Source organism: Burkholderia sp. LS-044, assembly GCF_004803625.1.
GTDB lineage: Bacteria > Pseudomonadota > Gammaproteobacteria > Burkholderiales > Burkholderiaceae > Burkholderia > Burkholderia cepacia.
This window is the reverse complement of sequence record NZ_SSWO01000009.1, coordinates 117,585-136,222: the sequence shown is the minus strand read 5'-3', so window position 1 is coordinate 136,222 and position 18,638 is coordinate 117,585. Positions and strand designations below refer to the sequence as shown.

Below are 18,638 nucleotides of genomic sequence, written 5' to 3'. Positions count from 1 at the left end.
GGCGCCGGCGCGCGTCGGCGAGCGCGGTGTCGTGCATCGCGTGGCGCCGTGCCCCCTGCAATTTCACTCATATTTCTCGCGCAGGCGTGACGAAAGCGCTATCCGGCCGTCACCACGCCATGGTTTGTTTTCCCTGCCGTTCGGCATTTCAGGAAATCCACCCATCCCCTCGCTCGCATCCGTGCGCCCCACCGTTTCGCTCCCCGTACCAATCCTCAAAATTACGATTGCAAATGCCTCTCATTTGCATTAAATTGCCGCGCAAATGTACTGTTTGGAACACCGATGTCGGCGCAAGGCCGCCCGCCGTGCCCGAACGCGAACGACACGAAAGGGAGAGGTATGAGCAGGAGGAACTGGGCGGCCGCACCGATGGCCATCGTCGTCGGCACGGCAGGCGTGGGCACGGCCGACGCGCAGGAGGCGACGCTGCCTGCCATCGAGATCTCTGGGCAGCGCGCAAGCGCGCCATTTCGCACACGCGACTCGACGAGCGCGACGCGCAGCGAGGCGGACGTGATGGAGATCCCGTTCGCGGTCAGCAGCGTCGATGCGAAACTCGTGCGCACGGTCGCGGCGACGCGTGGCGAGGACCTGTACGACTGGGTCGCGGGCGTCGCGCGGCAGAACAACTTCGGCGGTCTTTGGGACAACTACGCGGTGCGCGGCTTCGCCGGCGACGGCAACACGTCCGGCACCGACTACCTCGTCAACGGCTTTTCGTGGAATCGCGGGATCAGCGTGCCGCGCGACACCGCCAACCTCGAGCGCATGGAAGTGCTCAAGGGGCCCGCGTCGGCGCTGTACGGGCGCGGCGATCCGGGCGGGCTCATCAGCTACACGACGAAGCAGCCGCAGTTCGCGCGCGCGAACACCGTCGGCGTGTCGGCCGGCAGCTACGGCGCATTGCGCGAGACGCTCGATTCGACCGGCCCCGTGACGAAGTCGCTCGCGTACCGCTTCGTCGCGATGAACGAGAACAACGGCAGCTTCCGCGATACCGTGTCGAGCAAACGCTACCTGTTCGCGCCGTCGTTCACGTGGGACATCGGTGCGGATACGACGCTTCATTACGAATTCGAGAGTGCGCGCCAGCGCGCACCGCTCGATCGCGGCGTGGTCGCGGTGGGCGGGCAGCTCGGTGCGATTCCCGCATCGCGCTTCCTCGGCGAGCCGCGCGACGGCGACTACGACGTGCGCAACACGGGCCATCAGTTCACGCTCGAGCATCGCGTCGATGCGAACTGGTCGGTCAACGCCGGGTTCGCGCAGCGCACCACCGACCTGTCCGGCCGCTCGTCCGAGGCATTCGCGCTGCAGCCGGACGGCCGCACGCTGTGGCGCCGCTACCGGCAAGTCGCGTTTCATTCGAACGACCTGCAGGGCCGCATCGAAACGGCCGGCAAGTTCCGCACCGGCGGCATCGGCCACACGCTCGTGCTGGGCGTCGATGCATACCGCTTCAACTACGACCAGTTCGTCGCGCGCTCGACGCCCACGGCCGCCGCGCCGTATGCGATCGACATCTTCGATCCCGTCTACGGGCAGCCGGCGCCCACACCGCGCACTGCGACCAACCTGCTCGAGCGCGACGACGGCCAGGGGCTCTACGCGCAGGACACGCTCGCGTTCGGCCCGCACTGGAAAATCCTCGCCGGGCTGCGCTGGGATCGCTTCCACCAGTCGGTCGAGAACCGCCTGAAAGGCACGACGAGCAGCCAGGTGCAGACCGCGTTGAGTCCGCGCATCGGCATCGTGTACGAGATGAGCCCCACCCTGTCGCTCTATGCGAACACCGCGTATTCGTTCCGGCCGAACAACGGCGCCGACGTCGACGGCCGCGCGTTCGATCCGGAGAAGGGGCACGGCTACGAAGCCGGCGCGAAATGGGCCGGCGCGCGCTGGCTCGCGACCGTCGCGGCGTTCTACGTCACCAAGCGCAACGTGCTGACCGCCGATCCGGCGAACGCCGGTTTCTCGCGCGCGGCCGGCGAGGTGCGCAGCCGCGGCGTCGAATTCGAATGGAACGGCGATCTCGGCCACGGCGTGCGCGGCCTCGTCAACCTTGCGTACGTCGACGCCGAAGTCACGCACGACGCGGTGCTGACACCCGGCGCACGCCTCGTCGACATTCCGCGCCTGAGCGGCAGCGCGCTGCTCCTGTACGAAACCGCGGTACCGTTCGCGGACAAGGCCGGTGCCGGCGCCGGCCTGATCTACGTCGGGCGCCGGGCCGGCAATACCGCGAACACGCAGGACGGGTTCGAGCTGCCGGCCTATGCGACCGTGCAGCTGAACGGCTATGTGCAGGTCAACAAGCACCTGCGTGCGTCGGTCGTGCTGAACAACCTGTTCAACCGCACCACCTACGTCAGCTCCTACAACAGCTTGTGGGTCACGCCGGGCGCGCCGCGCAGCCTGTTCGCGTCGCTCGCCTACACGTTCTAGCGGGGGTTGGCCGGCCTGCGCCGCGCCTCATGCGCGTCATTCGACTCACGCGCTTCACGCGCCGAGCGCGAGCCGCGCCGCCAGCGCGAGCAGCAAGGCCGGCAACATCACGCACGCGCCGACCGCGAGGAACGCGCCGAAACCGACCCGCAACCCTTCGCGCCGGATGGCCGCGAGCCACAGAATCGTCGCGAGCGATCCGGTGACGGACAGGTTCGGCCCCAGGTCGACGCCGATCAGGATCGCGTCGATCACCGCTTGCGGGCTGCGTGCGGCGTCGACCGTCGAGCTCGCGATCAGCCCGGCAGGCAAGTTGTTGACCAGGTTCGACGCCAGTGCGATCGCAATGCCCGCCGCGGCCGCGGCGGTCTGCTCGCCGCTTGCCGTCAGCGCGCGCAGCAGCCCGGCGAGCGCACGCACCGCACCGCTCCGGTCGAGCGCCTCGACGAGTACGAACAGCCCCGCGACGAGCGGCAACACGCTCCATGAAATCGCGCGAACGATCGGCATGCATGCGGTGCGATCCTTGACCAGCACGCATGCGACGGTGACGATCCCCGCCGCCGCGGTCGGCAACCCGAGCGGAAGATCGAGCGCCGACACCGTCATCAGCACGGCGGCCGTGATCGCGATGCCGGCCAGCGCGATACGCCCGCCGCCGGTGAGCGGCCGCGTCGGCAAACCGGATTCGCAACGGCCGCCGAGCGCGTGCCGCTGGGTCATCCGAAGCATCAGGAACGTGCATGCGATCGATGCGACGGACGGGATCGCGAAGTGGGCCAGCCATACGCCGAGCGACGGCATGCGCGCGCCGTACAGCACGAGATTCGCGGGGTTCGAGATCGGCAGCACGAAACTCGCCGCGTTCGCGACGAACGCGCAGATGTACAGCAGCGGCAGCGGATCGGCCTTCGCTCGGCGCGCGGCCGCGATGACCGCGGGCGTCAGCACGACGGCGGTCGCATCGTTCGACAGGAAGACCGTCGTCACGGTGCCCACCAGGTAGACGAGCGCGAACAGGCGCCGGGGCGAACCCTGCGCGAGATTGACGACGCGCGTCGCGACCCAGTCGAACAGCCCTTCGCGCCGCGCGACCTCGGACAGCAGCATCATGCCGGTCAGGAACAGGTACACGTCGCCGCCCTTGGCGACGGCGTCGAGCGCCGGATGTACGGGCAACAGGCCGCACACGACCAGCAGCAACGCGCCGCTCACGGCCCAGGTCGCCTCGGGCCAGCCGAACGGGCGGGCGATGACGCCCGCCGTGGCGAGCGCGGAAATCAGCCATGCAAGTGAAACGGAATTCATGGGCAGGTCGGGAATCGCAGGGAGAGGGAAGGCACGTTCAGGACGACGCGGCCGGCAGGTCGGCCGGCTTGCCGCACACGCTGCTCAGCGCTCGCGCATGGCCGAGCCAGAGCGCGAGCGCGCCCGTCGACACGGCGCCCAGCACGACGAATGCGACCGGATAACCGAAGTGCTGCGCGAGCACGCCGCCCAGCACGGGACTGAGCGCCGCGCCGATCCCTTGCGCGGTCGCGACGGCGCCCTGCCCGGCGTTCACGCGGCCAGAGCCGTGCAGCAGGCGCACGACGAGCGCCGGCACGACGACGCTTTGCAGGCCGGCGCCGATGCCGTCGAGCACCTGCACCGGCCAGACGCCCGCCTCGCTCATCAGCATGGCGGCAAGCACGCCCCGCACCGGCAACACCAGGTAGGAAAGCAGCAGCACGCGCCAATAACCATGCGCGCGAATCAGCCGGGGCGCGACCCACGCGGCCGCGATCATCACGAGCTGCGCGATGACGATGGTTTGTGCGGTGAACATGCTCGCGTTGCTGCGATGCGTGGCGACCACGCCCATCCCGTAGAGCGGCAGCATCGCCGCGTTGCCGAGATGAAACAGCGCGAGCGACGCGCCGAGCAGGACCAGCGGCCGGTTCGAGGCGAGCGTGCGCAAGCCGCCGGCGGGCGGGGCCGACGCGCCCATGGGCGGATCATCGTGCACGGCATGCGTTCGCGGCTCGGCATGGTCCATGTCGAGGCCGCGTGCGCACGCGTGGTCGATGGCCCGTGCGGGAATCGCCAACGTACTCGCGATCGCGAGGAGCGTGAACACGGCGACGAGCGCGAACACCGCATCGAATCCCGCATGCCAGCCGAGCCATCCGGCGAGCGCCGCACCGACCACGTTGCCCGCATGGTTCGCCATCTGGTTGCGGCCGAACTGCCGGTCGAAACCCTGCCGGCGCGCGATGCCGAGCGTCACGCCCGCGACGGCCGGCGCCAGCGCCGCGCCGCCGACGGCGGCCAGGATCTGTGACGCCGCCACCGCCGGATAACCGTCGGCGAACATCAGCGCCAGCGAGGCCAGCGCCGTCACGGCGGTGGCCGCGACGATCAGCGCGCGCTTCGCGCGCAGCGCATCGACGAGCGCGCCGGCCGGCGGCGTCGCGGCCATCGCGGCGAGCCCGGCCAGCGTCATGACCGAGCCGATCGCGTCGGCACTCCAGCCGCGCGACAGCAGGATCACGCCGATGAACGGGCCGATGCCGGCCTGCACGTCGGCCAGGAAGAAATTGAGCGCCTCGAGCGCGCGCGCCGCTCTCATCGTCGACGGGCAGTCATTCGTCGTCCGCGTCGACGAGCTCGGCGATCTCGCTCACTTCGAGCACCGCGCCGTACCGCGTGACGACGCCTTGCCCCCACGCCATGACGTGGATACCGGCGCGCAGATAGTCGCTCAGCTCGGCGGCCGCATGCGGCGGCATCCGCAGCACGACACCGTTCGTCAGCAACGCGCCGTTCAGCTCGCCTTTCGGGCCGTGCAGCGCGAACGCGACTTCGCCGCTCATCTCCATCAGCTTGCGGCCGCCATGCGGCGGCTTCGGCGCACCGGGCACCGGCCCGTCGTCGACGATGTCGACGCCGTGACGCCCGGTCAGCTGCACCGCCACGATCATCGCGGCGCCGCGCGACTTGACGCCGCGCACGCGGATGCGGTCGCCCACCTCGACATGGCGAACCAGTTCGCGGCCCAGGTGCGGCGGCACGTGAACCTGCAGGTCGCCGTTCAGGATCAGGCCGTCGATGTCCCCGTGCGGGTTGAGCAGGAACTGTGTGACGCGGCCGCGCGTTTCGGGCAGGCAGGCGGGATCGATCCAGTGCATGGCAGGACTCCTTGTGGGATGGCAGGAAAACGACGTGCGATCAGCGCACGACGTCGTCATAAAGATTCACGACGCGGCCCGGCGAGCCGAATGCGGTGGCCTGCAGCGCTTCGCCGTAGGCATTGCGCGTGCCGTATCCGACCGCGGCAACGCGCGCGCCGGGTACGAGCAGCGCGCCGAACTGCTGCGCGGCCGGCACCGTCAGCTTGACGATCGCGCCGCTGTCGAGCATCACGCCGTCCGGCTCGCCGCGTGGTGCGCGCATGACGCGCCGCACGACACCCGACACGCTGAGCCGGGCCAGATTGACGCCGCGCAGCGCGGGCGGCATCGGCGCGGCGGATGGCGGCGGCTGGTCGGACAGCGATGCGCCGCTGCGGTCGTTGCGCACGACGCGCGCGTGGATGTCGTCGCCGACGCGACGTTCGCCGGCCACCGTTACCCGGTCGCCCGGCCGCGCGAGCGCGATCAGCTGCGTGCCGAGATGCGGCGGCACGCCGACGAGCGTACCGTCGGTCAGCACGAAACCGTCGACCGCGCCTTCCGGGTTGATCGTCAGGCGCGAAAGCGTGCCGGACACGAGTGCGTCGGAGGCGACGGGCGACAGCGGCGGAGGCGGCGGAGGCGGAAGAGGAGCCGGTTCGAAACCGGCGCGCGGCGGCGCACCGGGCGGTTCGTCCGCACGCGGCGGGGATGGAATCTGCGCGGCGCAGGCTGTCGCCGCGGCGATCAGCGCGGCGGCACACAGTCCGACACAGCTGCGGCGAACGGCGACGCGTGGGATCGACTTCATGACGGGCTCCGGCAACGGGTTGCGATGCCGTGATATCTGCAACATGCGTGCCAGCACGCACGTGCCCGCCGGGCGGCGTATCGAACCATGAACCGTGCACAACGTGTCGGGATTCCCGACACGTCTTACCCGCCGTTGTCGGGAATGCCGACAGGCGTCATGGCACCGCTACTCATCGCGCTCGATACCCAGATGGGCCATGCGCGCATAGAGCGACTGACGGCCGATGCCGAGCTGCCGTGCCGCCTCCGTGCGATTGCCGTTCGCGCGCTCGAGTGCGCGCAGGATCACGGTGCGCTCGACCGCCGCCAGCGCGTCGGGCAACGGCATGTCGAACAGCGGCGCGGGCAGCGCAAGCGCGTCGCCGCCGGGCACCGGCGCCGCCACCACGCCGAGCCCGAGATCGGCCGCGCCGATGGCCGGCCCGGGCGCCAGCGCGGCCGCCCGCTCCATCACGTTGCGCAGCTCACGCACGTTGCCGGGCCAGCGATGATCGAGCAGCGCCCGCTGTGCGTCGTTCGTCAGGTGCAACGGGCGCGCGCCTGCCGCGCATGCCAGGAAATGCGCGGCCAGCGGCAGGATGTCGGCCACGCGATCCGCGAGCGGCGGCAGGTGCAGCGGAATCACGTTCAGCCGGTAGAACAGGTCTTCGCGGAACGTGCCGTTCGCGACGGCCTCGGCGAGATCGCGGTGCGTCGCGGCCACCACCCGGATGTCGATCGCCGTCGGACGATCCGCACCGAGCGGCGTCACCTCGCGCTCCTGCAGCGCGCGCAACAGCTTGGCCTGCATGGCCGTGGGCATGTCGCCGATCTCGTCGAGAAACAGCGTGCCGCCGTCGGCCTCGACGAGCCGCCCGGCGCGATCGACGTGCGCCCCCGTAAACGCGCCGCGTCGATGCCCGAACAGTTCGCTTTCGAGCAGGTCGGCCGGAATCGCCGCGCAGTTGACCGCGACGAACGGCCCGGCATGCCGCATCGACGCGGCATGCAACACGCGCGCCGCCACTTCCTTGCCGGTGCCCGTCTCGCCGGTGACGAGCACGGTCGCGTCGCTCGTCGCGGCCCGGCCGATCTGCTTCTGCACGTCGCGCATCGCGGCGCTCACGCCCAGCAGCCGGGGGCGGGCCGACGCGGGTTCGCGCGCAAACCCGCCGCCGTGCGGCTCGACGGCCGCCGGCGGCGCGTTCGCGGAAACGACGCGCGCGAGCAGTTGTGCGATGTCGCGACGCCCGATCGGCTTGGTCAGGTGATCGAACGCGCCGAGCCGCATCGCGTCGATCGTGTTGTCGCTGGTCGCATGGGCGGTCAGCATCACGACCGGGATCGCGGCCAGCGCGGGATCGTCGCGCAGCTGTGCGAGCACCGCGAGCCCGTCCAGGTCGGGCAAGCGGAAATCCAGAAAGATGCAGTCGACGCGGCCGCCGTCGCGCAGCGCGCTCAACGCCGCGCGCCCGGCTCCGGCTTCGACGACCCGATGACCGAGATCGGCGAGCGTCTCGGCCAGGCCGTCGCGAAATGCCGCGTCGTCGTCGACTATGAGGATGGTTGCCATGGGATTTCAATGACGAAGGATGCGCCGTGCGGAACGTCGTCGAGCCAGGCCTGGCCGCCATGCGCCGCGGCCACTTCGCGGACGACGGCAAGACCGAGGCCGGTGCCGTCCGCCCGCCCCGTCACGAACGGCTCGAAAATCCGCTCGCGCTGCTCGGCGGGAACCCCGGGGCCGGTATCCGACACGGTGATCCTCAGCCAGTCGCGTCCGGCGAACGTGCGACGCGCGGCGGCGAGCGTCACCGCACCGCCGTCGCCGGCATGGCGCAGTGCATTGAGCAACAGGTTGTCGAGCGCGCGACGCATCTGGTCGGGATCGAACACGGGGAACGCGGCGGGCTGCGCAAGGCGTTCGCCCTGCTCGCCGGGCAGCCATGCGAGATCGATCGCCTGCCGCTGCGCCAGCTCGCGGTGCGCGTCGACGACCTGCGCGAGCCACGCGTCGACATCGACGCGCGTCGCATGCGGGCTGACCGGCTGCGTCAGCGCGAGCAGGCCCGACAGCTGCGCATCGATGCGTTCGATCTGCGCCAGGATCACGCGCAGCGCGTCCTGCTGCCGTCGGCTGTCGCCGGCCAGCGCGTTTTCGGCTTTCAGGCGCATCGCGCCCATCGGGTTGCGAATCTCGTGCGCGACCTGCGCGGCCAGTTTGCCGAGCATCCCGAAGCGTTCCGCCTGCGCGAGCCGCGTGCGGAGTTCGGCGGCCTGCTGTTGCAGTTGCTCGGCGCGCCGCGCATGCGTGTTGAACGCATCGATGATCCGGTCGAGATCGGGCTCGCCGACATACGGCAGGTGCGGTGCGCGGCCGTCGGGCGCCAACCCGGCTTCGATCCGCGCGAGATTGCCTTTCCAGCGCCGCAGCGCGATGGCGAGCGCCGCCGCGATCGCGAGAATCACCGCGAGCACGCCGGCAAGGCCCGTCGCCAGCAGCTCGCCGTGCCGGCCGAGCGGCGGGCGGGCGCGCGTCAGCATCCAGACGAACAGCCCCGATCCGGCGCGAACCGGACATGCCGCCGCGATCACCGCATCCTGCGCGCCCTCGACGGCATTCGACGTCGTGGCACGCGTCGCGGCGGCCGCGCGCAGCGTGCGGAGAATCAGCGGCGTTTCCGCGTCCGGCACGTCGCGCTTGATGCCGCTGCCCTGATAAGTCGGAAAGGAATACGCGAGAAAACCGCTCGCCGCGGGTGCGCCGCCGGCCGTCCAGAAACCGCCTTCCATGTCCGGCGCACGCGCCAGGACGATATCGAGAATCGCATGCATCAGCGCCGAATCGGGCTGCGCGCCGGCCGGCGCGGACGCATCGTAGCGCGACGCGACCGCTTCGCAGGCCGCTTCACCCGCGGCCCGCGCGCCGGCGATCTGCTGCCCTTCGGCGGAACTGGCCATCACCCAGACGACCGCGACGAGCGTCGCGCAGAGCGTCGCGACGAGCGCCCAGAGCATGACGAGTTGAGTGGAAAACGGCGGACGCTTCATCGGATCGGGCAGGCGGTCGAGGGCGACAGGATAACGTAAAGCATACGACGCCGGGACCCGCGCCGCCGGCCTGCCGGATCGGGCAGGCCATCGCGCCGGACGGCAGCCGCCGCCATCGGGAAAGGCCGCTGAAAGATCGAACCGCTAGACTGCCTCCGGCTCGACGCGGTGGAGAATCCCGACAGTTTCAGGGCGATCACGCCGGTCAGGCAGGACCTGTTCCCGTGGACGTTCCGCGACGAGCCGAGCTGGGTCGAGCCGTACTACGCGCGCTTCGGCGATCGCCGCCTGCCGGCGATCATCGCGCCGCGCCGCCCGTTCAGCGAATGGCGGCTCGGCGGCGATGTGACCGCGGTGTGGGGCGCACCGCTGCCGTAACGGTCGCCCGCGCGCGTTCGGGAGGTTTCGCCGTCGCGACGGCAAAACGAGCCGGGCCGCGACCACGGATCGTGTCGACGCCTGCTTCAGCCGCTTTCCAGTGCGAAATTGTTCGGTCGACGCACAACCTCGCGCAATCTCGCGCGAACGGCGCCGGCCAGGCCATTCATGTATCAGCGCGCAGCGCCCGGAACGGACTCGTTCATCGCGTCGCCGTATCGCTCCGCGCGCTCGACGATGCGCGCGAGCCGGATGATGTCGGTCAGCGCGAAATCGTTCGCGTCCGGCCTCGGACGATCGTGCTCGTCCGCCACGCGCATCGCGAATGCGAGCGCTTCCGAGCGCTCCCGCAACAGCGTGCGCAGCGCATCCGCGATGATCCGGCGGTCGCGCGGATCGCCCAGGCCGAGCGCGACCCCGTGATCGTATTCGACGGCCGGCGTCGCGAGCGGCGACGCCGTCAGCATGGAGATCCCGCGCATCGGTACCGTGTTCCGTTTCATGTCCACCTCCCGTTGACGGGCGGCCAGGGCGCGACGCCTCACCGCCGGTTCGACCGCGACACCACGTCGATCCACACCGCCAGCACCAGCACCGCGCCCTTGACGATCATCTGCCAGTACGCGTCGACGTCGAGCATCGACATGCCGTTGTCGAGGCTCGCCATCACGAGCGCGCCGATCAGCGCGCCGTACACGGTGCCCGAGCCGCCACGCATCGACGTGCCGCCGATGAAGCACGCGGCGATCGCGTCGAGTTCGCCCATCGTGCCCGCCGACGGCGAACCGGCCGCGAGCCGCGCGGTGTTCACGATGCCGGCGAACGCGCACATCAGCCCCATCAGCGCGAAGATCGCGAGCTTCACGCGGTCGGTATCGACGCCGGACAGCCGCGTCGCCTCGAGATTCGAGCCCACCGCATAAATGCGCCGGCCGAACACGGTTTGCGTCGCGATCCACGAGAAGACGCCGAGCAGCACGAGCAGCAACAGCACCGGCACCGGGATGCCGCCGTAGCGGTCGAGCGTCGCGACGAACGCGAACAGCACGGCCCCCGCGCCCACGATCTTGACGGCGTCCTGCCACAGCGGCGCGACCGCGAGCCGATAGCGACGCCGCGTGCCGCGCTGGCGCACGACCAGCAGCGCGACGAGCGCGAACAGCAGCAGCGCGAGGCCGTCGCCGGCCACGCGCGGCAGGTAGCCCTGCCCGAGGAACACGAAGCCGTCGGACACCGGGGCGATCGTCGAGCCGCCCGTCACGCCGAGCAGGATCCCGCGAAACGCGAGCATCCCGCCGAGCCCGACGATGAACGACGGCACGCGCCGGTAGGTCGACCACCAGCCGTTGAAGAGCCCGATCAGCACACCGAGCGCGAGCACCGCCGGGACCGTCGCGGCGACGGGCCAGTGGCGGTTCACGTCGAGGATCGCCGCGACGCCGCCGAGCAGCCCGAGCAGCGAGCCGACCGACAGGTCGATCTCGCCCGCGATGATCACGAACACCATCCCGCACGCGAGCATGCCGGTGATCGACATCTGCCGCAGCAAGTTCGACACGTTGCGCGGCGTGACGAATGCGCCGTCGGTCAGCACCGAGAAGAATGCCCAGATCGCCGCGACCGCGAGCAGCAGCGCGAGGATCTTGTAGCGCACGAAGACCTGGCGAAGCTGACTGCCGGTCGAGCGCCCGGCCGGGTGCCCTGCTTCGTGGCCGCTTGAACGGCGCGCGTCCGCGTCCTGCGTCGCCGGGGTGGAGGAAGAAAGTTCGGAATTCATGTCGCACTCGTTGCGGTGGGTTCGGTCGGCCGCCGGCCGGATTTCAGCGCGGCGCCGAGGATCTGTTCCTGTGTCAGGCCGTCGTTGACGAAGTCGCCGCGCAGCTCGCCTTCGCCGATCACCAGCACGCGATCGGCGAGCCCGAGCACCTCGGGCATTTCCGACGACACGACGATCAGCGCGACGCCGCGCTTCGCGAGCGCGAACACGAGGCGGTAGATCTCCGCTTTCGCGCCCACGTCGACGCCGCGTGTCGGCTCGTCGAGAATCAGCACCTGCGGCTCGGCCAGCAGCATCTTCGCGAGCACGGCCTTCTGCTGGTTGCCGCCGGACAGGCTCGCGATCGGCAGGAACGGATGCGCGGCACGCACCGACAGCCGCTGCATCTCGGTGCGGATCGCGTCCAGCTCGGCGGCCGCGTCGATCCGGCCGCGCGCCGCGAAGCGCCGCAGCACCGTCAGCGTGATGTTGTGGCCGACACCGAGCTGCGGCACGATGCCGTGGCGCTTGCGGTCCTCGGGCACCATCGCGATGCCGGCGCGGATCGCATCGGCGGGCGTGCGGATCGACAGCGGCCGGCCGTTCATCAGCACGGTCGCCGTGCACGCGCCAGGATACGCGCCGAAGATCGCCTGCATCAGCTCGGTCCGGCCCGCGCCGACGAGCCCCGCGACGCCGAGGATCTCGCCGCGCCGCACGCTGAACGACACGTCGTCCACCCGCTTGCGGCGCGGATTCGTCACGTCGCGGCAGGTGACGTTACGCGCCTCCAGCACGACGTCGCCGATCTCGTGCGGCTCGCGCGGGTACAAGTCGCGAATCTCGCGGCCGACCATCATCGCGATGATCCGGTCGGTCGTCAGCGCGCGCATCGGCTCGGTCGCGACATGGCGGCCGTCGCGGATCACCGTCACCGTGTCGCACACCGCCTCGACCTCGTCGAGCTTGTGCGAGATGTACACGCACGCGACGCCGCGGCGCTTCAGGTCGCGCACGATGTCGAGCAGGATGCGCGTTTCGGACGCGCTCAGCGACGACGAAGGTTCGTCGAGGATCAGCAGCTTCGCGCGCTTGTTCAGCGCCTTCGCGATCTCGATCAGCTGCTGGTGGCCGCCGCCGTAGTTCATCACCGGCTGCGCGACGTTGATCGAGTCGATCCGCAGTTCATGCAGCAGTGCCTCGGCACGCTGCACCATCGCCGCATAGTTCATGCGCCCGCCCGGCAGCGTGATCTCGTTGCCGAGAAAGATGTTCTCGGCCACCGACAGCTCGGGCACGAGCATCAGTTCCTGGTGGATGATCACGATGCCCGCGCGCTCGGTGTCGCGCACGCCGGACGCGACGAGCGGCGCGCCCTCCCAGCGGATCTCGCCCTCCCACGTGCCGTGCGGATACACGCCGGACAACACCTTCATCAGCGTCGATTTGCCCGCGCCGTTCTCGCCGCACAGCCCCACGCACTCGCCCGGCCGCACCACCAGGTCGATGCCGTCGAGCGCCTTCACGCCGTCGAATTCCTTGACGATGCCGCGCATCGTCAGCAAGGGTTCGGTCATTCGCTCATGCCTCGCAGTGTGCGCGCGGACGCACCGGTGGGCCGCCCGCGCGCCGCGCCGTTACTGGCTCGCCAGCTGCGCCTGGGTATAGAAGCCGTCCTTCACGACGACGTCGACGTTGCGCTTGGTCAACAGCGTCGGCTGCAGCAGCACCGTGTCGACCTTCTTCTTGCCGTTGTCGTATTGCGCGTTGAACGCGGGTTTCGTGCCCTTCGCGAGATCCACCGCGAGTTTCGCCGCTTCGCTCGCGATCAGCTTGAGCGGCTTGTAGACGGTCATCGTCTGCGTGCCGGCGATCACGCGCTTGACCGCGGCGAGATCCGCGTCCTGCCCGGACACCGGCACCTTGCCGGCCAGGTGCTGCGCGGCGAGCGCCTGGATCGCGCCGCCCGCGGTGCCGTCGTTCGACGCGACGATCGCGTCGATCCGGTTGTTGTTCGCGGTCAGCGCATCCTCGACGATCCGCAGTGCGGTCGACGCGCTCCACTCCGGCACCCACTGCTGGCCGACGACCTTGATGTCGCCGCGATCGATCGCCGGCTTCAGCACCTTCAGCTGCCCTTCGCGCAGCATCTTCGCGTTGTTGTCGGTCGGCGCGCCGCCGAGCAGGAAATAGTTGCCCTTCGGCTTCGCATCGACGACGCCCTGCGCCTGCAGTTCGCCGACCTTCTCGTTGTCGAACGAGATATACGCATCGACGTCGGCGTCGAGGATCAGCCGGTCGTACGACACCACCTTGATGCCGGCCTTGCGCGCTTCGGCGACCACGTTGCCGAGCGTCTTCGAGTTGAACGGGACGATCACGATCACGTCCACGCCGCGCGAGATCAGGTTCTCGATCTGCGAGATCTGCCGCGCCTCGCTCGCGTCCGCCGACTGCACGGACACCTTCGCGCCGAGCTTCGTCGCGGCGGCCACGAAATAGTCGCGGTCGCGCGACCAGCGCTCGACGCGCAGGTCGTCGATGCAGAAGCCGATTTCAGGCTTGTCCTTGCTTGCATGCGCGAGCGGGGCGCCCAGCGCGAGGACCGCCAGCGCGGCGGCGCCGGCCAGTGCATTCAATACGGTACGACGCGTTACGGATTTCATGTCTGTCTCCATTCCTCTCTTTATTGGACTACTCCACGAACGCCGGGCAGCCGCCGAAGCCGGTCGCCCATCGTCTTGCCACCGCGCGGCACGGCTTCGTGCGGCCTGTCACACGCCCGTCACGCGCCTGTCGCAAACACCGGCTCGAGCGCCCGATACAGCGCGCGAAACGTCGGCCGCCGCGCGTCGCGATACCACGCGTGGCGTGTCATGTCGGGCTCCCGTACCGCGACGACGGGCGGCTGCGGGCACACCGCGTCGAGCGGCGCATCCGGTTCGAGCGCGAGATGCGCGAGCCGCGCGGCGCCGAGCGCCGGGCCGACTTCGCCGCCCGCGCGCAGGGTCAGCGCGCGGCCGCTCAGGTCGGCCAGCATCTGCGTCCAGTACGCGCTGCGCGACCCGCCGCCGATCACCGTGATGCCGTCGGGCGCGAGCCCGGCCGCATGCAGCGCGTCGATCCCGTCGAGCAGCGCGAAGCCGACGCCTTCGAGCGTCGCGTTCGCGAGATCCGCACGCCGCGTATCGGGCGTCATCCCGTAGAACACGCCCTTCGCATTTACGTCGTTGTGCGGCGTGCGCTCGCCGCTCAGGTAAGGCAGGAACCACGGGCGCTCCGCCCGCGCGTTCGCTTCCGCGTCGGCGAGCAGCGCGGCAACGCCGTCGTAGCCGGCCAGCTGCGCGGTGAAATCGACGCAGCCGGCCGCGTTCAGCATCACCGACATCAGGTGCCAGGTGCGCGGCAACGCGTGACAAAAGCTGTGAACCGCCGATTCGGGGTTCGCGCGAAAACCGTCCGACACCGCGAAGTAGACGCCCGACGTGCCGAGCGACAGCAGCGCGTCGCCGGGCCGCACGATGCCGACGCCCACCGCGCCGGCCGCGTTGTCGCCGCCGCCCGCGACGACCGGGATCTCACGCAGCCCGAGCGCGCGTGCGACGGCCGGCAGCAGCGTGCCGGTGATGCGGTTGCCCTCGAACACGGCGGGCATCTGCGCGCGCGAGAGCCCGCATGCGGCGAGCAGCGTGTCGTCGTAATCGCGCTTCGCGACATCGAGCCACAGCGTGCCGGCCGCATCCGACGGATCGGTCGCGAACGCGCCGGTCAACCGGTAGCGCAGATAATCCTTCGGCAGCAGCACATGGGCGATCCGCGCGAATACGTCCGGCTCGTGCCGGCGCACCCACAGCAGCTTCGGCGCGGTAAAGCCCGGCATCGCGAGATTGCCGGCGACGGCGCGCAGCGTGGGCGCGCGCCGCTCGAGTTCCGCGCACTCCGCATCCGCGCGGCCGTCGTTCCACAGGATCGCGGGGCGCAGCACGTCGCCCTGTGCATCGAGCAGCGTCGCGCCGTGCATCTGCCCGGTCAGGCCGAGCGCATCGATGGCGCGCGGATCAATGCCGGCCGCGCGCGCATCGGCGACGAGCGCCGCGAGCGCACCGCCCGCCGCGTCCCACCAGTCGCGCGGCGCCTGTTCGGACCAGCGCGGCCGCGGCCGGCTCACCGCCAGCGGCCGGCTCGCGCTGGCCCGCACAACGCCGTCACGGTCGAGCAGCACGGCCTTCACGCCCGACGTACCGAGGTCGACTCCGATGTACATGGCGTCAGCGCAGCCCGTAGATGGCCTGGTTCACGATGTTCTCGAGCCGCTCCTGCCCGCCGCTCGCATGCTGCGGGTTCACGCCGCGCGCGAGCGCGTCGGCGGCGAGCGATTCCAGCGTGTAGCCGCCCGACAGGATCTCGCGGCCGAACGCGCTGTCCCACTGCGCGTAGCGCTGCCGGCGCAGCGCGTCGAGCCGGTCGTTCGCGACCAGCACGGCGGCGCGTTCGAGCGCGAGCGCGAGCACGTCGATCGCGCCCACATGGCCGTGGAACAGGTCTTCCGGATCGACGCTCTGGCGCCGCACCTTCGCGTCGAAGTTCATGCCGCCGGTAGTGAAGCCGCCGTGGCGCAGGATCTCGTAGAACGCGAGGGTCAGCTCCTCGACGCTGTTCGGGAACTGGTCGGTGTCCCAGCCGTTCTGCGGATCGCCGCGATTCGCATCGACGCTGCCGAACACGCCGAGCGCGAAGGCGTTCGCGATCTCGTGATGGAACGAATGGCCGGCGAGCGTCGCGTGGTTCGCCTCGATGTTCACGCGGATCTCGTTCTGCAATCCGTATTGCGTGAGGAAGCCGTGCACGGTGGCGACGTCGTAGTCGTACTGGTGCTTGGTCGGCTCCTGCGGCTTCGGCTCGATCAGCAGCGCGCCCTTGAAACCGATCCGGTGCTTGTGCTCGACGACCATCGACAGGAAGCGCGCGAACTGCTCGCGCTCGCGCACGAGATCGGTATTGAGCAGCGTCTCGTAGCCTTCGCGGCCGCCCCACAGCACGTAGTTCTCGCCGCCGAGCCGGTGCGTCGCGTCGAGCGCGTGGCGCACCTGGGTCGCCGCCCACGCGAACACGTCGGGATTCGGGTTGGTCGCCGCGCCCGCCGCGAAACGCGGATGCGAGAACAGGTTCGCGGTGCCCCACAGCAGCCGCACGCCGGTGGCCTGCTGACGCTCGCCCAGGTAGTCCGTCATCCGCGCGAAGTTCTCGACGTACTCGCGCAGGCTGTCGCCCTCCGGCGCGACGTCGGTGTCGTGGAACGTATAGAACGGCGTGCCGAGCTTCGTGAAGAACTCGAACGCCGCATCCGCCTTCTGCCGCGCCCGCTCGAGCGGGTCGCCCGGCTGCTGCCACGGCCGCCGGAACGCACCCTGGCCGAACATGTCGTGCCCCGGCCACACGAACGTGTGCCAGTAGCACACCGCGATGCGCAAGTGCTCCTCGAGCGTCTTGCCGAGCACCTGCTTCGTGCGGTCGTAATGGCGGTAGGCAAGCGGGTTGTCCGATTGCGGACCTTCGTAGCGAATCGCGGGAATCTGTTCGAAATACGACATGGCGTCTCCGTCCGGTTTCTTGTTGCAGTGCGGCGCGCGGCGCGTTGGCGTGCGGGCCGAATTCGGTCTGGCTGGATCGTGCCCGCGCGCCCCCGCCCCCGCAATTGCGAAATTGCGCAGCACGCTTAACGTTTCTTGCCAGCGCGCTGCGCACCGCACGCGTTCCGTCCTACAATCGCCGGACACCAGACAAGCGCGCGGCACCGTCCGCGCCCCCGGAGACAACGGCGCGACGCCCCGCACGGCACGCGCCTCGAGACCGAGATGACCCGCGCCCCTTCCAGCCAGACACCGCACCGCATCGCGCTGCTGTTCAACGCCAACAAGGTCTACGACCGCGAGATCATCAGCGGCATCGGCCAGTACCTGCGCTCGACGCGCGTGGTGTGGGACCTGTTCCTCGAGGACGACTTCCGCTGTCGGCTCGCCGGCATCGAGCATTTCGACGGCGACGGCATCATTGCCGACTTCGACGATCCGGCCGTCGCCGACGCGCTCGCCGGCTCGCCGCTGCCGATCGTCGCGCTCGGCTCGTCCTACGAAGATCCCGCGCAGTATCCGGACGGCGTGCCGTATATCGCGACCGACAACGCGAAACTCGTGTCGCTCGCGTACACGCACCTGATCGGCGCCGGGCTCGCGCACTTCGCGATGTACAGCCTGCCCGACGCGCAGCAGAACCGCTGGGCGCAGCAGCGCGAGCTGGCATTCGACCGGCTCGCGCGCGCGGACGGGCTCGACGCGCCGATCTACCGCGGGCTGTCGACGAGCGCATCGGCATGGAATCACGCGATCGAGCAGTTGATCAGCTGGCTGCACGCGCTGCCGAAACCCGTCGGCATCATCGCGGTGACCGACGCGCGCGCGCGGCACCTGCTGCAGGCCTGCCTGATCGCCGGCCTCGCGGTGCCGGAACAGGTCGCGATCATCGGCATCGACAACGATCCGCTCACGCGCACGCTGACGCGCATCCCGCTGTCGTCCGTGATCCAGGGCACCGAGGAAATGGGCCGGACCGCCGCGCACCTGCTGCACCAGATGCTGCGCGGCGTGCGTTTTCCCGACCGGCGCATTCTCGTGCCGCCCGTCGGGATCAACGTGCTCGAATCGACGCGCCACCAGCCGCTCACGAGCCCCTACGTGATGCGCGCGCGCCACTTCATTCGCCAGTACGCGTGCCAGGGCATCAAGACGGAACAGGTCGCCGACTACGTCGGCGTGTCGCGCTCGCTGCTCGAAGAGCACTTCCGGCGCGAACTGCAGCGCACCGTGCACCAGGAAATCCTGCGCCACAAGCTCGAAGCGGCGCAGGCGCTGCTTGCCGGCCGGCAGGCGTCGAGCGCCGAAGTCGCGATCCGCTGCGGGTTCACGTCGCTTCAGTACATGTACGCGGTATTCCGCCGCGAGCTCGGATGCACGCCGCGCGAATACCAGGAACGCACGATCGCCGCGCACTGAAGCCGGCCTTAC

15 protein-coding genes are annotated in these 18,638 nt (G+C 70.0%); 3 read left to right on the top strand and 12 right to left on the bottom strand.

From position 1 onward, the window contains the following. Nucleotides 1–342 precede the first annotated feature (342 nt). On the top strand, nucleotides 343–2,448 hold the full coding sequence (locus E9536_RS23345) for a TonB-dependent receptor (RefSeq protein WP_136470839.1): 2,106 nt from the start codon (nucleotides 343–345) through the stop codon (nucleotides 2,446–2,448). Nucleotides 2,449–2,502: 54 nt separating this feature from the next. Here E9536_RS23345 and E9536_RS23340 read toward each other — a convergent pair whose 3' ends face one another. The 6 genes from E9536_RS23340 to E9536_RS23315 all read right to left on the bottom strand — a co-directional run bounded on the left by E9536_RS23340 (nucleotide 2,503) and on the right by E9536_RS23315 (nucleotide 9,443). Further along, nucleotides 2,503–3,756, bottom strand: coding sequence for an arsenic transporter (locus E9536_RS23340; RefSeq protein WP_136470837.1), 1,254 nt, complete (start codon nucleotides 3,754–3,756; stop codon nucleotides 2,503–2,505). A gap of 37 nt (nucleotides 3,757–3,793) precedes the next feature. Beyond that, nucleotides 3,794–5,059, bottom strand: a complete 1,266-nt coding sequence (locus tag E9536_RS23335) for an MFS transporter (RefSeq protein WP_136470835.1) — start codon at nucleotides 5,057–5,059, stop codon at nucleotides 3,794–3,796. 13 nt (nucleotides 5,060–5,072) lie between these two features. Further along, nucleotides 5,073–5,618: a hypothetical protein gene (locus tag E9536_RS23330; RefSeq protein ID WP_059699573.1), complete on the bottom strand. Its 546-nt coding sequence runs from the start codon at nucleotides 5,616–5,618 to the stop codon at nucleotides 5,073–5,075. Between the two features lie 40 nt (nucleotides 5,619–5,658). Further along, nucleotides 5,659–6,411, bottom strand: a complete 753-nt coding sequence (locus E9536_RS23325; RefSeq protein ID WP_211097486.1) for a hypothetical protein — start codon at nucleotides 6,409–6,411, stop codon at nucleotides 5,659–5,661. 168 nt (nucleotides 6,412–6,579) lie between these two features. Next, nucleotides 6,580–7,965 (bottom strand): sigma-54 dependent transcriptional regulator, encoded by a 1,386-nt coding sequence (locus tag E9536_RS23320; protein ID WP_136470831.1) that lies wholly within the window; start codon nucleotides 7,963–7,965, stop codon nucleotides 6,580–6,582. Beyond that, complete coding sequence (locus E9536_RS23315; RefSeq protein WP_136470830.1) at nucleotides 7,947–9,443, bottom strand: HAMP domain-containing sensor histidine kinase; 1,497 nt, start codon at nucleotides 9,441–9,443, stop codon at nucleotides 7,947–7,949. Before E9536_RS23315 ends, E9536_RS23320 begins: the two co-directional genes overlap by 19 nt. Nucleotides 9,444–9,611: 168 nt before the next feature. On the opposite strand from E9536_RS23315, the gene E9536_RS23310 reads away from it, so the two are divergent. Next, complete coding sequence (locus E9536_RS23310) at nucleotides 9,612–9,821, top strand: hypothetical protein (protein WP_226255458.1); 210 nt, start codon at nucleotides 9,612–9,614, stop codon at nucleotides 9,819–9,821. A gap of 173 nt (nucleotides 9,822–9,994) precedes the next feature. Here E9536_RS23310 and E9536_RS23305 read toward each other — a convergent pair whose 3' ends face one another. The 6 genes from E9536_RS23305 to xylA form a co-directional block, all read right to left on the bottom strand. Further along, a complete protein-coding gene (locus tag E9536_RS23305; protein ID WP_081076423.1) occupies nucleotides 9,995–10,288 on the bottom strand; it encodes a hypothetical protein in 294 nt (97 codons plus the stop codon). A 74-nt stretch (nucleotides 10,289–10,362) separates the two neighbouring features. Then, nucleotides 10,363–11,598: a sugar ABC transporter permease gene (locus E9536_RS23300; protein WP_136470828.1), complete on the bottom strand. Its 1,236-nt coding sequence runs from the start codon at nucleotides 11,596–11,598 to the stop codon at nucleotides 10,363–10,365. After that, nucleotides 11,595–13,154 (bottom strand): D-xylose ABC transporter ATP-binding protein, encoded by a 1,560-nt coding sequence (xylG, locus tag E9536_RS23295; protein ID WP_060174476.1) that lies wholly within the window; start codon nucleotides 13,152–13,154, stop codon nucleotides 11,595–11,597. The genes E9536_RS23300 and xylG overlap by 4 nt, the downstream gene beginning before the upstream one ends. Nucleotides 13,155–13,214: 60 nt before the next feature. Next, nucleotides 13,215–14,243, bottom strand: coding sequence for a D-xylose ABC transporter substrate-binding protein (gene xylF, locus E9536_RS23290; RefSeq protein WP_059686279.1), 1,029 nt, complete (start codon nucleotides 14,241–14,243; stop codon nucleotides 13,215–13,217). Nucleotides 14,244–14,362: 119 nt separating this feature from the next. Beyond that, on the bottom strand, nucleotides 14,363–15,841 hold the full coding sequence (xylB, locus tag E9536_RS23285) for a xylulokinase (RefSeq protein ID WP_136470826.1): 1,479 nt from the start codon (nucleotides 15,839–15,841) through the stop codon (nucleotides 14,363–14,365). A gap of 4 nt (nucleotides 15,842–15,845) precedes the next feature. Further along, nucleotides 15,846–17,168: a xylose isomerase gene (xylA, locus tag E9536_RS23280; protein ID WP_136470824.1), complete on the bottom strand. Its 1,323-nt coding sequence runs from the start codon at nucleotides 17,166–17,168 to the stop codon at nucleotides 15,846–15,848. A 264-nt stretch (nucleotides 17,169–17,432) separates the two neighbouring features. On the opposite strand from xylA, the gene E9536_RS23270 reads away from it, so the two are divergent. Next, nucleotides 17,433–18,626 carry a DNA-binding transcriptional regulator gene (locus tag E9536_RS23270; protein WP_027792867.1) on the top strand — a complete coding sequence of 398 codons (1,194 nt, stop codon included), beginning with the start codon at nucleotides 17,433–17,435 and terminating at the stop codon, nucleotides 18,624–18,626. The last annotated feature ends 12 nt before the right edge of the window (nucleotides 18,627–18,638 follow it).